This window comes from Chryseobacterium sp. OV279, from assembly GCF_900128945.1.
GTDB lineage: Bacteria > Bacteroidota > Bacteroidia > Flavobacteriales > Weeksellaceae > Chryseobacterium.
This window is the reverse complement of record NZ_FQUD01000002.1, coordinates 205,194-220,212: the sequence shown is the minus strand read 5'-3', so window position 1 is coordinate 220,212 and position 15,019 is coordinate 205,194. Positions and strand designations below refer to the sequence as shown.

Annotated in this window: 8 protein-coding genes and 2 pseudogenes; 6 read left to right on the top strand and 4 right to left on the bottom strand. The window is 32.8% G+C overall.

Annotated elements, in window-relative coordinates; genetic code table 11:
- Positions 1 to 292 precede the first annotated feature (292 nt).
- A pseudogene (locus BUA72_RS24605) lies at positions 293 to 535 on the top strand (IS3 family transposase); the annotation flags it as partial.
- Positions 536 to 862: 327 nt separating this feature from the next.
- Positions 863 to 2,031 (top strand): annotated as a pseudogene (locus BUA72_RS08985) (IS256 family transposase); the annotation flags it as partial.
- A 188-nt stretch (positions 2,032 to 2,219) separates the two neighbouring features.
- On the opposite strand, the gene BUA72_RS08980 reads toward BUA72_RS08985, so the two are convergent.
- The 3 genes from BUA72_RS08980 to BUA72_RS08970 form a co-directional block, all read right to left on the bottom strand.
- Positions 2,220 to 3,662 (bottom strand): hypothetical protein, encoded by a 1,443-nt coding sequence (locus tag BUA72_RS08980; protein WP_072922662.1) that lies wholly within the window; start codon positions 3,660 to 3,662, stop codon positions 2,220 to 2,222.
- Positions 3,663 to 3,880: 218 nt separating this feature from the next.
- Positions 3,881 to 5,041 (bottom strand): thioredoxin family protein, encoded by a 1,161-nt coding sequence (locus BUA72_RS08975; RefSeq protein WP_072922661.1) that lies wholly within the window; start codon positions 5,039 to 5,041, stop codon positions 3,881 to 3,883.
- A 10-nt stretch (positions 5,042 to 5,051) separates the two neighbouring features.
- Positions 5,052 to 7,124, bottom strand: coding sequence for a protein-disulfide reductase DsbD family protein (locus BUA72_RS08970; protein ID WP_072922660.1), 2,073 nt, complete (start codon positions 7,122 to 7,124; stop codon positions 5,052 to 5,054).
- Positions 7,125 to 7,380: 256 nt separating this feature from the next.
- On the opposite strand from BUA72_RS08970, the gene BUA72_RS08965 reads away from it, so the two are divergent.
- From BUA72_RS08965 to BUA72_RS08950, 4 genes are all read left to right on the top strand, one after another.
- Positions 7,381 to 8,721: a sensor histidine kinase gene (locus BUA72_RS08965; protein ID WP_072922659.1), complete on the top strand. Its 1,341-nt coding sequence runs from the start codon at positions 7,381 to 7,383 to the stop codon at positions 8,719 to 8,721.
- Positions 8,718 to 9,413 carry a response regulator transcription factor gene (locus BUA72_RS08960; protein WP_072922658.1) on the top strand — a complete coding sequence of 232 codons (696 nt, stop codon included), beginning with the start codon at positions 8,718 to 8,720 and terminating at the stop codon, positions 9,411 to 9,413. Before BUA72_RS08965 ends, BUA72_RS08960 begins: the two co-directional genes overlap by 4 nt.
- A gap of 118 nt (positions 9,414 to 9,531) precedes the next feature.
- Entirely contained in the window at positions 9,532 to 9,756 is a 225-nt protein-coding gene (locus BUA72_RS08955) for a hypothetical protein (protein WP_139259579.1), read from the top strand.
- Positions 9,757 to 9,770: 14 nt separating this feature from the next.
- Positions 9,771 to 10,622 (top strand): IS3 family transposase, encoded by an 852-nt coding sequence (locus tag BUA72_RS08950; RefSeq protein WP_072922657.1) that lies wholly within the window; start codon positions 9,771 to 9,773, stop codon positions 10,620 to 10,622.
- A gap of 218 nt (positions 10,623 to 10,840) precedes the next feature.
- Here BUA72_RS08950 and BUA72_RS08945 read toward each other — a convergent pair whose 3' ends face one another.
- Complete coding sequence (locus BUA72_RS08945; RefSeq protein WP_072922656.1) at positions 10,841 to 13,876, bottom strand: reprolysin-like metallopeptidase; 3,036 nt, start codon at positions 13,874 to 13,876, stop codon at positions 10,841 to 10,843.
- Positions 13,877 to 15,019: the final 1,143 nt, after the last annotated feature.

The following is a 15,019-nucleotide window of genomic DNA, read 5'->3' as shown; positions in this document are numbered from 1 at the left end:
CAATCTAATACAAATCATTATATATAATTTCTGTCATAAAAATGACAATAAATTATACAGTCATCACAAGAACACGAAAAAACTACCAAGAAAAGGGTTGAAAATAATTACTACCGCACAACGGTGGAAATCCCACAAAAAGGTAACAAATATTTATGTCTCCTATACTACGATTTCAAATCGGTAATTATTCTAATGCGACGAAAAAATTTTTGCTTCTGAGTGATCGCTCTCCTGAAAATACTACGCTGAACTGGTAAACTTCAACCGTCCTTTACAGGATCATGATAGTTTAATTTTCCATTCGGACAGAGGGATACAGTATGCCTGAACAGAATTTACCTCACTAGTCGGAAAAAACATTACCCGAAGTATGAACGGAAAAGGAAATTGTTATGATAATGCTGTAGTGGAGAGTTTTTTCAAAGCCTTAAAAACGGAACTTATTTATCAAAATAAATATGAAACTAGAGACCATGCCAAAAACTCTGTGTTTGAATATATAGAAACATTTTACAACACTCACAGAAGGCATTGACTTCATCGAATCTTCGATTTCGGCTTTAGGGAAATTTAAACATAAAAGAGTATCAAAATTTAATATCTAATCCATCTAAAAATATAGCATAAAGAGTATATAAATATTGTCTCAACAATATTTGAAAATTCTACACATTGTAACTATCAAAAAGAAAAGATAAACAATTGATTGAAGGTAGTATCTCACAAACTGTGTAAGTTAAAAAGTTATTCTGGAAAATTTTGAGCCCTTACAGCTCAAAAAATTTTACGGAAATAACTTTTTATTATTTTTAACCATTACATAGTTATGATCGACAAAGAAGAATGATTAAACAACAAGGATTTCTATAAGTCCTTTAAAAATGGAGAAGATTTAACTTCATTCTTCAAAGAGCTGCACAAAAAGGCAGTGGAACATATGTTGGATGCTGAGCTGGACAGCCATCTGGATAATTCAAAACACGAAAAAACGACTAACGGAAATTATCGGAACGGGCACGGTATCAAGAAGATAAAATCATCTTTTGGTGAATCAGAAATAAAAGTTCCCAGAGATAGAGAAGGTAGTTTTGAACCTGCATTAGTTCCAAAGAGGCACAACATCATCGATGTTTGGAAAATATTATCATCTCCTTTTACGCTAAAGGGATGAGTGTAAGCGATATTGAAGAACAGATCAAGGAGATGTATGATTTTGATGTTTCTACTTCCACCATCTCACGAATTACCAATGCTGTTGCCAGCGAAGTGGTGGCGTGGCAGAACCGACCTCTAGATGATGTCTATCTGATTGTTTGGATGGGCGGAATTGTCTTCAAAGTGAGAGAAAACTCAAAGGTCATCAACAAGACCGTCTATCTTGCCGTTGACTTGAATCGTGAAGGAAAAAAAGAAGTTCTCGGGATGTGGCTCGGAAAGAACGAAAGCTCCAGCTTTTGGATGAGTGTTCTGACCGATTTAAAAGCTCGTGGCGTAGAAGATATCTTGATTACCGCTACCGATAATCTAAACGGATTTACCCAGACCATTCGCTCAGTTTTTCCAGAATCTCAAACTCAAATCTGTGTAGTTCACCAGATTAGAAATGCCTGTAAATATATTGTTTGGAAAGATAGAAAAGAATTTTCTGCAGATATGAAACACATTTATACTGCTCCCACAAAAGAAGCTGCAAAAGCTGCTTTGGATGACTTTGCAGCCAAATGGGAAAGTAAATATCTCTATGCAATACAATCCTGGAGAAATAATTGGGACGAATTAACCGTCTTTTTTGAGTTTCCAATCGAGATTAGGAAAATAATTTATACCACCAATTTAATTGAAAATCACAACGGTAAAATACGAAAATACACTAAAAATAAAATGTTTTTTCCGACTGATGATGCCGTTTTAAAATCTGTATATCTCGCCCTAAAAGAATCTACTAAAAAATGGACCATGTCCATCCAAAATAGGGGATTGATTTTAAACCAATTTATGCTTATTTTTGAAAAAAGGCTCAGATTATAAATCTAAGCCCTGACTTTTTAGCTTACACACTTTACGGGATAGTGTCACATTGAAAAATTCATTCTATATTCTTTTTACTCAAAATCTAAAATTATGTGGAAATCAACTTTTAAAATCTTAATTTAATAGCCTCTTCGGACATCCTATAAGAGCGTAATTTACACTTACTGGCATCCAATCTTCGATATCTAAAAATCTTTATTATCTAATCCTTTAAAAAATAAATAAAGATCTTTGTCACTGGGAATATTTAGTTTTATTCTAATCCTATATTTTCTCTGTTGTACGGATTTGTGCTGCACAAAAGTATAAGCTGCAATTTCTTTTGAAGAAAAATTAAGCCTCACCATCGCACAAAATGTCAGGTCAGACGAAGAAATATTAGAATTTAGTAAGAGTAATTCTTTTCTAAATTCAGGATAAATTTCCTCAAACCTTGATAAAAAAGAAGAATCATTTTTTTTAACTAATGAAACGAGTTCGTCAAAAAAATCATTTTTAAGTTTATCTTCTAATAATGCATTCTTTTGAGTTAATACAATATTTGAAGCATCTTTTTTTTTGTAGTTCCAATAAAAAGTACATATACAAATAGTGATTAATAATATAAATAAATAAACATACTCATATATTTTATTACTATGCTTGCTTGATAATACTTTTTCTTCTGAAAGTAATTTTTCAATTGAAATACTCACTGCCTCATTTCTATTTTCTTCAACAATTTTCTTTACATCTAAATACTTTTCCAAATATATATGTTGACTACTTACATTATTTAATGTTTTATATACACCAGCAATTTTCTCGTAAACATACATAACATCACGAAACTGATACATATTGCTATAAATTCTTGCAGATTCTTTATAACGATAAATTGCTTCTTCATACTTTTTTATTTTAATATAATAATCACCATACATTAAGTTAAAACTAGCCTTTCCTGTATTTTCTACTTTTTCCTTAGAAAATAAATTCTCTGCTTCGTGGAGATGTCTAATAGCAGAATCTAGGTCCAAATCACAATGTAGATTTAATTTTGTAGCCATAACCAGTGTCGAGGGATTCCTATCTATTTTTAGTGCTTTGCGTATATAAACCATTGAGGAATCACATGTATCTCCTGTAGCATATTTGAGATTAGCTCTGTCAACATAAATATAACTTAAATTATATTCTTTAACTTTATTTTTATCCACACTCTCTAAATAATGTATTGCTTTCGCATTGTACATAAGTGCACTTTGAAAAAGGTCTACAAGAGCATTTACTATGCAATACTCTTGATTCAACTTTGCAGATAAATAAGGAACATTTATCCTATTAAGTTGAACTTCTGCCATTTTGAGATATAAAAATGTAAATTTGTATTTATCTATTGAAGTACATATACCTGCTAAGTTAATAAAACACAAAACTTGTCCTTGTAAATAATCTTGTTCTATCGCTTTTTTTAAATACTCTCTATTTAATTCCACAGCATTGTTGTACTGTCCCATAAGTTTGAGAGATTGATTTTTTTTAATTAATATATCATCAAAGTTATTTTCGTTAAATTCCTGGCTATAAAGAAAGTTGCCAATAGTAAATAAGAAAATTAGAAGATATTTAGAGTTATTGTAGTTCATTTTGCAGCAGCTATGTTATGATACAGTACTAATATAAATAAATATTAACAATTTCAGAAAAAAACTTTAATTTCATTTGATTACCCCGAAGCTAATATTAATCAATAAGGACAAATTTGAAAAAGTATTATAATATTCAAAAAGACAAAAAATTTATGCTGTTAAATTAAAATAACTATATTTTCATTTAACAATATTCAGAATATAAAGAGAACTAATTATTTTAAGCTATCTAATATTTTTTGAGCTTCAAAAGAATTTCGCTCCTCTTTTTTTGCTAATTCAATAGATTTTTCTGCCCATATTTTCGCATTATTTACCTCTCCAATCTTATAGTAAAGATTAGCTAATGTTTCTGTGTTATCATAATGCTCTCCTTTCTTTACAGATTCCAATGCCCATTGTATTGCTTTTTCTAAGGAAGATCTATTAGTTACTTCTTTAAAAAAAGACAAAGCAAATGCACTAAGTGTATTACCATCAATTTCAGTATAATTTTTAAGAAATTCTAATGATAATTTTTCAAAAGCCGGTATATCATTGTTATTCAATGCGATGCTTATTTTATGTCTTTGTAGAAGTGTGAGTGCTTTTTCTTTTCCATAATATTTTTCGGCTTCACTCAAATAAAGTGGCTCATTAATTATTTTTGTTTTTTCATCGTAATATTTTGATAAAAGAGTCGAGTTTATGGCATACTCATTCATCATATTGTACCTATCCTGGGGTATAAGTTTTAAAATCTCTGCTTTCCTCTCTTTAAATATTTTATAGAGTGGAGTGTCAGTATTATCCATTTTATTTTTAAACATTGTTAAATCTTCTCTCTCTATACTTTTTTTTCCTTTAAAATACCGATTGACTATTTTGTTGGAAAATTCCTGATCTTCGACCGAAACTATAAATAGGTTTCTTAAGAAAGTGGGGTCTTTTTCTCCTTCATTAAACCTCTTTTTTAATAGTGCAAGTTGTTTACTTGGATCTTGAGCATCTTTTCCTACTTGCATAAATTCTTGTTCGGTGAGACTACTTCCACTTCTAAAAACTACTTCGCCGTTTCCATCGAGAAATAAATAGGTTGGAAAAGAAAAAACATTATATTTTGTTGCAATATCTCTCCCTTCCCCTTTTTCCATATCAATTTTTACATTAATAAAATTAGAATTGTAGTAATCTCCTACAGACTGAAGAACAAAAATATTTTTTGCCATTAATTTACATGGCCCACACCATGTAGTGTAAGCATCAATGAAGACAAGTTTATTTTCATTTTTAGCCTTAGTAAGAATATTAGCAAATTTACTTTCTTCAAATTTAATTCCTTGGGCATAGGTACAAGTTCCAAAGATGATTAGTAATAAAACGATTAACTTTTTCATGCTTTTTTATTTAATATTTTACTTTTTTGTAATAATTGATTCCACATTCAAGGAATTTTTTGAAATCCTCTTTCGACATATAACCTGATACGGGGGTATTAATAACTTTTCCATCGGGTGTTACCAAAACATAATGGGGTTGAGAATTGTTATTGAAATTCACCTGTTGAAATAAACTCCATCGATCGCCAATTGTTTTTACTTTTTTAATCTGTCCTTCTCCAAGATCAATTTTAGCTTTTTGATCTTCAGGAAGTTCTTCTTTGTCATCTACATAAAGAGATGCCAGAACAACATCGTTTTGTAGAGTTGGTAAAATATCAGGTTCACTCCACACGAATTCTTCCATCTTTCTACAGTTTTCACAACCATAGCCAGTGAAGTCGATTAAGATGGGTTTATTTTCCTTTTTAGCCAATTCAATAGCGCTAAAGAAATCGTGTTCCGGATGCATACCCAGTATTCCGTCTTTCTCATCATGGAAATAGCTAACGTTCAGTGGAGGCAAGATTCCACTGAGCAGCTGAAGCTTTGGACGCTCAGAAGGAATTAATCCCTGGATTAAATAGATCACAAATCCAACACCCAATATGCCCAGAATCTTTCTGCCGATAGAGATCTTTGGTTTTTTATCATCATGTGGGAATCGTATTAATCCAAACAGATACAAAGCCAGTCCTATGGCAATAACGATCCAGATCGCAATAAAAAGTTCTCTTTTCAGGAAGAATGTTTTAGAAACCAGATCAGCCTTAGATAAGAATTTTAGAGCTAATGCTAATTCTACGAAACCTAATACAACTTTCACCGTGTTCATCCATCCTCCAGACTTAGGAAGACTCTGCAAAGCTTGTGGGAATAAGGCTAAAAGACCAAAAATAATTGCCCAGGCCAATCCGAATCCGGCTAATGCGAAAGTCAGTAACATGGGTACATTCGTAGAACCCGTAACGGCGCTTCCCAATAAACTTCCTAAAATTGGACCCGTACAAGAGAATGAAACAATAACCAGCGTTAAAGCCATAAAGAAAATACCAATGATGCCTCCTGCTTCTTCAGCTTTAGACGATTTATTGGCAATAGAACTAGGAAGTGTAATATCATAATATCCAAAGAAACTTCCTGCGAAGAAAATGAATATGATAAAGAAGGTGATATTTAACCAGATGCTTGTTGATATTTCGTTAAAGATATTTCCTGCAATACCGTCAATAATATGGAAAGGAAGACTTAATAAAACAAAAATTAGTAGGATGAAGAATCCATAGATAAGAGCATCTCTTTTCCCTTTGGCTTTGTTTTTATTTCCTTTCGTAAAGAATGAAACCGTAAGTGGGATCATCGGGAAAACGCACGGTGTTAATAAGGCAATAAGCCCTCCGATAAATCCTAAGAACAGATACGTCCAATAGTTTTCAGAAACTTTTGCTGAAGCAGTTCCACAGTCGGTTAAAGGATTTTTAAAATCAAGCGTTTCAATTTTTAATTTTTTAGGGTCAAGTTTGGAAACTTCTGTAATGGTCATTTCACTTTTTACAGGAGTATCGGTCACCGTTTCCACTGCTTTTACAGAATCCTTAGCGTCTGCTTTGATCTCCTCGGTAACCGCTGTTTCAGAAACTCCTTTTGGAGTAACTTTTTGGTTAAATTCTAAGGTATTTGGAGCAAGACAAACCCGGTCATCACAAGTTTGATAAGTGATCTCAGCAGTAACATCTGCCGGTTTAGCAGGATCTTTTAATTTGAATTTTTGCTTAAATCCTGCGGCATTAGAATAGAAAACAATCTTTCCACCAAAGGCTTCAGAAAATTCCTCATGCTTTTTCCCGGTTTCTGTAAATTTTCCGATCAGCTCGATATTCTTTCCGGAAACTTTATATTCAGTAGGAATTCCCGTATCTTCAGGCAGGTCTTTTGAATAAATATGCCATCCATTTTCCAGAGTAGCATTCAAAACAGCTTCATACTGATTGTTGCCAAGGTCAGTGATGCTGAATTTGAGTTTGACAGGATTTTTTATCTGTGCGTTGAGTCCTATCCCTAAAAATAGGAGGATTAATAAAAACCAATTTTTACTTTTCATTTCCTTATGTTTTGTGTTTTTTAGTATTTTAGGAGTCTTAATAATTTTATAATCATTATCTACTCCATTTTGATTAATACACTTTTGATTAATTCACTGTACAAACTTAAAGAAGTCCTATCAGCTAAATTGTTAATCGAACACTAACTAGTGTTAACTAGTGTTAACCGCTGTAAATCAGAGTTTAAATAAATTGTACATTTGTCATAGCTGTAGACATCTTGATGACTTCTACATCTTAAATACAGAACAAAACATGAATAAGAAATTAAAAAAAGTATTTTTAATTGCATCCATTACGGTCTGCTGCATTTTTATTTTTCAGTTATACTGGACCTTTAATTCATATAAAATCGCAGAGAAAAATTTAAATAATACAATAGATAATACCCTGAAAAAAAGCATTGAGCTTTATCAGCTTAAGCAACTCGATTCAATACCCGTTATAAGAGATGATGACCAACGCATATATTATGCGATAAAGAAACAGTCTGTCGATCTCAAAAAGAAAAAAAAGAATACTGAACAACCTTATCGAATGATAATAAATCGTATTGAAATACCTAAACAACAATTGCCAATGATAAAAAAAATGCTTTTGCAGTTAAAAGCATCGACATTAAAGTCAATGGATCTAAAAGAATTGGCCCCTATAATAAAACAAGAATTGGCCAGAAATAATATTGATATTGATTTTAATCTTTCTTTAAGTCATGACAAAATTCCACTTAAAAATGTTTTCTACCTCCCTGTGCAGTTATCAAAAGATAATATTTTGATAAAAGTCCAGATGAATAATTTTGATATGTACATCATAAAACAAAATATAGTTTCGCTATCGGTTTCCCTGATTCTTATTCTGCTATCAGTGGGAAGCTATTATTTTATGGCGCTCACAATAAAAAGGCAATTGAAACTGGATGATATTAAAAATGACTTTATCAACAATATGACCCATGAGCTCCGTACTCCGATATCCATATTGAAGTCATCAAATGAAGCGTTGTTAAATTTCAATGCCATTCATGACACTGACAAGGCAAAAAGATACCTTACCCTTAATAATGATATTCTGAACAAACTCGATCATAATGTAGACAGGATACTTGATATTGCGCAATACAATGATCGTTTGGATCCTCCCAAACTTGTTAAAGTGCAATTAAATGATTTAATCATATCCATCATCAATAGATTTACTATTAATGAAAATGCCAATATAAGATATATCAATCAATTAGAAGAGAACGAACTCTACACTGACCCCTATGTTATTGATACTGTGCTTTCCAACTTATTGGATAATGCGGTAAAATATGCTGATAACAGAGTAGATATTCTCCTAAAGGTTTCCCCAATTAAAAATGGAATTCAATTTCATGTTGAAGATAATGGTAAAGGAATTGATTCCGCATACCTGCCTTATATATTCGATAAATTTTTCAGGGTTCCTAGCGGAAATCTTCATGATGTAAAAGGGTATGGCTTGGGTCTGAGCTTTGTAAAGACGCTTGTAAATACATTAAATGGGGAGATTACAGTTAAAAGCAAAATAAATTCAGGAACTACTTTTATAATAAAATTTCCAAGTATATGAATAAAATAAAAGTCTTATTAGTAGAAGATGAAGAGATGTTGGCAATGGTCGTAAAAGAAACCTTAGAAATGAATGGTTTCGAAATAGAGATTGCAAATAACGGTATAGAAGGTTGGACAAAATTTAAAAATAAACAGCCCGATGTTTGTGTGGTGGATATCATGATGCCACGAAAGGATGGTTTTTCTTTAGTTGAAGATATTAGAAAAATAGACGATTTGGTTCCTATTATTTTTTTATCTGCTAAATCACAAACTGCTGATGTTATAAAAGGATTGGAACTTGGAGCTGATGATTACATGAGAAAACCCTTTAGCATGGAAGAGCTTATATTAAGAATAAAAAAATTAATAAGAAGATCATCAGTACATCCGATTGAAAGTGGGTCAACCGCCTTAATGGATAATACAATTGGTAAATTCCAATTTGATTTTAAAAGATTGGAACTTGTCCACAGAAACGTAACCATTAATTTATCTCAGAGAGAAGCTGAATTATTAAATCTACTTCTTATTCATAAAAATCAAGTCCTCGAACGTAAAACAGCCCTGCTTAAGTTATGGGGAGATGATAATATTTTTGCGGCACGAAGCATGGATGTCTATATAACGCGTTTGCGTAAATTCCTTGTTCTTGATCCATCTGTAGAGATATTAAACATCAGAGGAATCGGTTTTAAACTAATTGACTGAAACTTTTTAAATCGACATCAGAAAGATAATATTTGCTATAATTATTTCAAGTAGTAATATGGTAAATCACTACGTAAAATGTCCACTATTTATACATCCCCTCGAAATATAGATTACCATGAAAAAGACTCCGGAACAGCGTATAATGGAATTGGAAGCTGAAGTTAAACTGCTTGAAAAGCAGAAAGCATTTTTAGAGAAACAGGCTTATATCGCGGATAAAAAGGTCATATTTTTCGATATGATGATTAATCTTGCTGAGAAAGAATATGATATTGATATCAGAAAGAACTTACCACCCGGACAATCACCAGCTTCCGCAGTGAAGAGAAAAAAACCTTAATCTTTACCTGCGAATTGTTCGGATTGGATAGACAAGTCTATTACAGAAGTATCAAGCGGTATAAAAACTCACAAACCAAAGCTTCAAAAGTGATAAAACTCGCAGAAGATATGTGCGTAAAAATGCCAAAATTAGGAGGCAAGAAGCTATATTTTCTATTAAAGGAGCCTTTAAGATCCTTTAATATAGGCAGGGATAAGTTTTTTGATATTTTGAGAGCCGATCATTTGCTCATATTACCCAAGAGGAGCTATCATATCACAACCAATTCTCATCATCGATTCAGAAAGCATAAAAACCTGATTCTGGATTATAGTATAAACAAACCCAACCAAGTTTGCGTGGCAGATATCACTTATATCGGGAACAGAAAAAAGCCGAGTTATTTAAGTTTGATAACCGATGCCTATTCCAAGAAAATTGTTGGATATCATGTTGCAGACAACCTTCATACAGAAAGCAGTCTCGTAGCATTGAGAAAGGTATTAAAAAACAATTACATTGAAAAAGAACCACTGATTCATCATTCTGACAGAGGCTTGCAATATTGCTCAAATGGGTATCAAAGGATTTTGAAAAAATATCAATTAAAATGCAGTATGACTCAGAATTCCGATCCTTATGAAAATGCTATCGCAGAGAGAGTGAATGGTATTTTAAAACAAGAATTTGATATCGATAAATATGATATTGAGACTTCGCTCAGAAGAAAATTGGTCAATGAAGCTATTGGAATTTATAATGAATTACGACCTTATTTTTCGAATCATTATTTAACCCCAAATCAAATGCATCAACAAAAGAAAATCAAAATGAAAACTTATAAAAACAAAAACCAAAACAAAAACAAATTTGCTCTGGTTTAATTATTTATTTTTGTCCTTTAATCTGGATTTTCAGGACTAGTCATTGTAATTCCATACTTACTTAAATTCACTAAACTTATATGGATTACATTTGCAAAAGTAGGGCACTGTTGAAAAAAAAACACAAAAACACCTACTACTTAAACACTACAATATCGAAATGGAGTTGCTAAAACATATTTTTATTTTATCCATTGTTAGATATAAATAGGCTAAAATTATTTTTTAATTAGTTTCGTCTTATAAATTTTACTATGGTCTGTAATAGTAATTATATACATTCCTTTTACTAAAGAAGCTACATTAATTCTCTGACCATCTAATTTACCGCTTTGAACTAATCTTCCATCAGCACTATAAATCTTATAATCTGCTTTACCTTTTAAGTTTTTAACTTCAACAAAGGTATCAGCAGGGTTTGGATAAATTTCTATTTCAGATTTAACATTTGCCATTTCTTTTAAGGCAAGCGCATTATTATCTGCAATTCTTACTGTGAAATCTCTAAAAGAACCACTTGAAACAACCCCACCCCCAATAACAGGAACAGTAGGGCTGCCACATGGGCTATTAGCCGCATTAAAGAAAGTACTGGCCACTCTCATTCTTAAGGTTTTATCTCCTGAATAAGCAGTAGCAGGTACTGTGAATGTCACACTTCCATCACGAAGGTATGCACTGGCAGCAGCTACAAAAACAGGAGTATCACCGTCAGAGGCCACTTTTTCTGAATCTTCGAAAATACCGTTTCTGTTATAATCTATCCAGATTTCCAGCCAATCATTGTAATTTCCAACAGCAAGGTTTCTGAAAGTAGCAGTATACTGAGTCCCTTTTGTCAAGTTAACCACTTTGGCTGCATCTTCACTAAAGTCCAGATAGGTTTTATAAACATCCAAACCAGAATATACATAGTTTAAATTAGATAAAGTCAGTTTAACCAGACCGCTATTAAAGTTACCTCCATTTCCTCCTGTTGTCATTAAACAATAATCTATTCCCGTTCTTAAGCCTTTTGTTTTAAAAGTATAATTATTTGAGAATGCTCCAGGAACGGTATTCACCACAGCCGCTACCTGAACTTCATAATTTGTTTCATCTTCAAGATTACTTAATACAACAGAACTTGCATTACTTGTCACATTAGTCCAGTTTGCTGTTCCAACCTTTCTGTAATTGATTGAATACGTAGCACCTGGCAACTGGTTCCAGGCAACTCTTGTTGTTGTTTTAAAAATTTCTTTATCCAGTGCAGCAACACCTGTTGGTGAAGCCACGCTAGATGTAGGTGCGACTCCAATTGTAATTGCCGGCGATACTGCATAGAAAATATTTCCAACAGCCGACATTCTCAATTTAACAGTACCTGTTAAGTTAGCTGGCATTTGCACAGAATAACTTCCGGTATTAGGAGTAGAAGCTACAAGATCCGTCCAGGTTGTTCCGTTGTTAGTTGTATAATCTATCTTTACACTAGCGACATTATAAGGTGCATTATTGGTATTGACTGCATCCCAGTAAATGGTATTGATTGTATTGTTGTATAAAACTGAAGAAGCTGTCAACCCATTAAATTTGAAAGGCCCATCATTTCCTACCGTTACAGTAGTTTCTGAAGTAGAGGTCATTGGTCTCTGAGCATTCTGGTCCCTTACGGTAACAGCATAATTCAATTGTCTTGGAATGTAAGAAACAGTTTCCCAAGCTTGTTTGTCTGTTAATACTCCATTTAATACACTTTCCAGTTTAGGGAAATATCTTCTGCTGTTTGCTGTTCCCGGAAGTGATCGCGCCAATGCTCCCTCTGCATTAAATCCCCAACCACTATCTCCTGAAATTGAGTTTCTATCACCCACACTATTGTATTGTTCCCAGGTATAATTAAAAGGATCGTTTTCAGCATCTACTACAATTGCATCCAGGTAATAAGCGGTCCCTTTAGGAATGGTATGTGCGGTAAGTGGGGTAATTGCAGGAGCAGTATTCGTCACAATAGCAGCCGAAGTTCCGCATGTAGGTTTACTTTCGAGATTATTTAATACCTGCGAAATAGATTTGTAATGAAAATATCCATCCATGTTTGCCTGGATATCATCCTGAGTAATACCTGGATATCCCATAATAGTTGTTCCTCCCCATGGCTCCACATTTGCTCCTGAACCTTCGGACCTCATTGAAAAAGTATGCCTTGCTCCTAATTGATGCCCCATTTCATGTGCTGCCATTAAGTCAAAGACTTCTCCAATAGGATCCGGGCTCATTGAAAAGGCAGACCCTTTAGCCAAAGAAGTATTATCAGCAGGATTTGCACACACTATTCCTATTACACCTGCATTTCCGCTTCTACTTCCAACATTACGATGGAATACATGTCCTATATCATAATTGGCATTTCCAACTTGCGCCGTCAATGTTTGCTGAAGCTGGACATTAAATGACGGGTCCGTCTGAACAGCTGGTGGAGTATAAAAATCTGTTGCCGGATCCGTATAAATTATTCCAGGTAGATCCTGAACATTAAAATGAGCCCCAAAGTCTTTTTCAAAAACTCCATTAATTCGGGTCATTGTATTATTGATCGCCGTAAGCGCTCCAGCTTGTGTACCTCCATGAAACTGGGTGTACTCTCCTGTTGCTGCTATAGCCATTCGAAAAGTTCTATATCGAGTGTTGGTAGGCCTGCTTGTTATTCCAATATTTGAAAGTTGCTTTTTCCCATTTTCCACTAATTTATCGATATCTTTAAGATCGTGCTCATCTGTCCCACATTCAAAACCGTGAATTCCGGCTTCTCCTTTCGATTTATAGAACACTCCATAAGTTTGTTTATCTGTACTGATAGGTTCAATAAACTGGAATATTCCATCTTTAATAATCATTGATTCCATATCAGTTGGCGATGTACTAAATCTTACATATTTCGAAGGATCATCAATCCCTACCCCAACATAAGAACCAAGGTAGTATTTTTCTGTTATTGATTTTGCCATAACAGGATTACTGTAGACTGCAAACTTCTCTATTTTCCCTTCTGCTGTTGGCAAGGAAACTACTACAGGTTTTGCATTATTTCCTGTTTCAGCAGCATCTTTTAAAAGATTCCTCAAGGTTGCCAAATCTACACGATAAGCATTTTTAACCTCAACTTCTTTTCTTATTTGAGAAGACCGTTGAGAAATAGATTCCCATCTCTGTGCCTGGGTACTTGTAAAACCAGCCGTTAACAAACAAACTACTAAAGTTCTTTTTTTCATATATCTTTTTTACCAATTTCTTTAAAATGCTAGTCAAACTACTACTCATTTTAATCTTTAACAAAGATACCAACAATAATAAGGTAAAAGCGTAATAAAAACATACTACAAATATCCTTCAATACACATACCATAATCAATAAAACAATTAATTTTAATCGCAAACATACCCTTTTAACAAAAAAAAATAATCAGACCTTCTGCTTTCAGACGAACTAGTTATTTGGGAACTTTCACTTAAAGAATTGGATATCTAGAATTCCGAATCATCTAATCTTCTAAAAATAAATATAGATCTTCATCACTTGGAATATTAAGTTTTATTCTAATTCTATATTTTCCTTTGTTGAACACACCAATGCTGTACAAAAGTGTAAGTTGCAATCTCTTTTGTCGAAAAATTTAGTCTTATCCTCGCACAGAATCACAATTCTGAGGAAGAAAGGCTAAAATTGATTAAAAGTAATTCCTTACTGGATTCAGGGTAAATTTCCTCAAATCTAGATAAAAAAGAAGAATCACTCTTTTTTGCAAGTATAATGAGTTCGTCAAAAAAATCGTTTTTGAGCAATGCTTTTTAAGTATTTCCTATAAAAAGATGAATAAATAATTATAAATAACATAAAAATATATGTCTAAATTATTGCGATGTTTCTGTGAAAGTTCTTTTTCTTCTAAAAGCAATTTCTCAATCGAAATACTTACAGCATCATTCCTATTTATTTCAACCTTTTTCTTTACTCCTAAGTATTTTTACAGATACATGCGTTTCGTAGTATAATTTAATAGCTTTTTCACATTAGCAATAATTTCGTAAGCAATCATAACATCACGAAAATTATATAGATTGGTATAAATTCTTGCAGGTTCTTTATAGTGATACATTGCTTCTTTATATTTTCGCATTTTCATACAATAATCGTTACCTTTTGTCTTAAAACTGACTTCCAACACTTCTCACTTTACAGAATAATCGATACACTGCTAAAGAATTTCTCGAACCTTTGCTTCACGTAGTTTATTCTAAGCAAAAAACCTTACAATTTTGTGTAGAAACAATTTCTAAACGGACATAAAAAACTTCAACATTTATTCATTAAAATACAAAAGAAGTTAATATATTTGATTTACAAAATGAATCAA

Excerpts from the sequence above, each read along its gene's own strand:
- BUA72_RS08980 (WP_072922662.1), bottom strand. The coding sequence starts at position 3,662 with ATGAACTACAATAACTCTAAATATCTTCTAATTTTCTTATTTACTATT.
- BUA72_RS08975 (WP_072922661.1), bottom strand. The coding sequence starts at position 5,041 with ATGAAAAAGTTAATCGTTTTATTACTAATCATCTTTGGAACTTGTACC.
- BUA72_RS08970 (WP_072922660.1), bottom strand. The coding sequence starts at position 7,124 with ATGAAAAGTAAAAATTGGTTTTTATTAATCCTCCTATTTTTAGGGATA.
- BUA72_RS08965 (WP_072922659.1), top strand. The coding sequence starts at position 7,381 with ATGAATAAGAAATTAAAAAAAGTATTTTTAATTGCATCCATTACGGTC.
- BUA72_RS08960 (WP_072922658.1), top strand. The coding sequence starts at position 8,718 with ATGAATAAAATAAAAGTCTTATTAGTAGAAGATGAAGAGATGTTGGCA.
- BUA72_RS08955 (WP_139259579.1), top strand. The coding sequence starts at position 9,532 with ATGAAAAAGACTCCGGAACAGCGTATAATGGAATTGGAAGCTGAAGTT.
- BUA72_RS08945 (WP_072922656.1), bottom strand. The coding sequence starts at position 13,876 with ATGAAAAAAAGAACTTTAGTAGTTTGTTTGTTAACGGCTGGTTTTACA.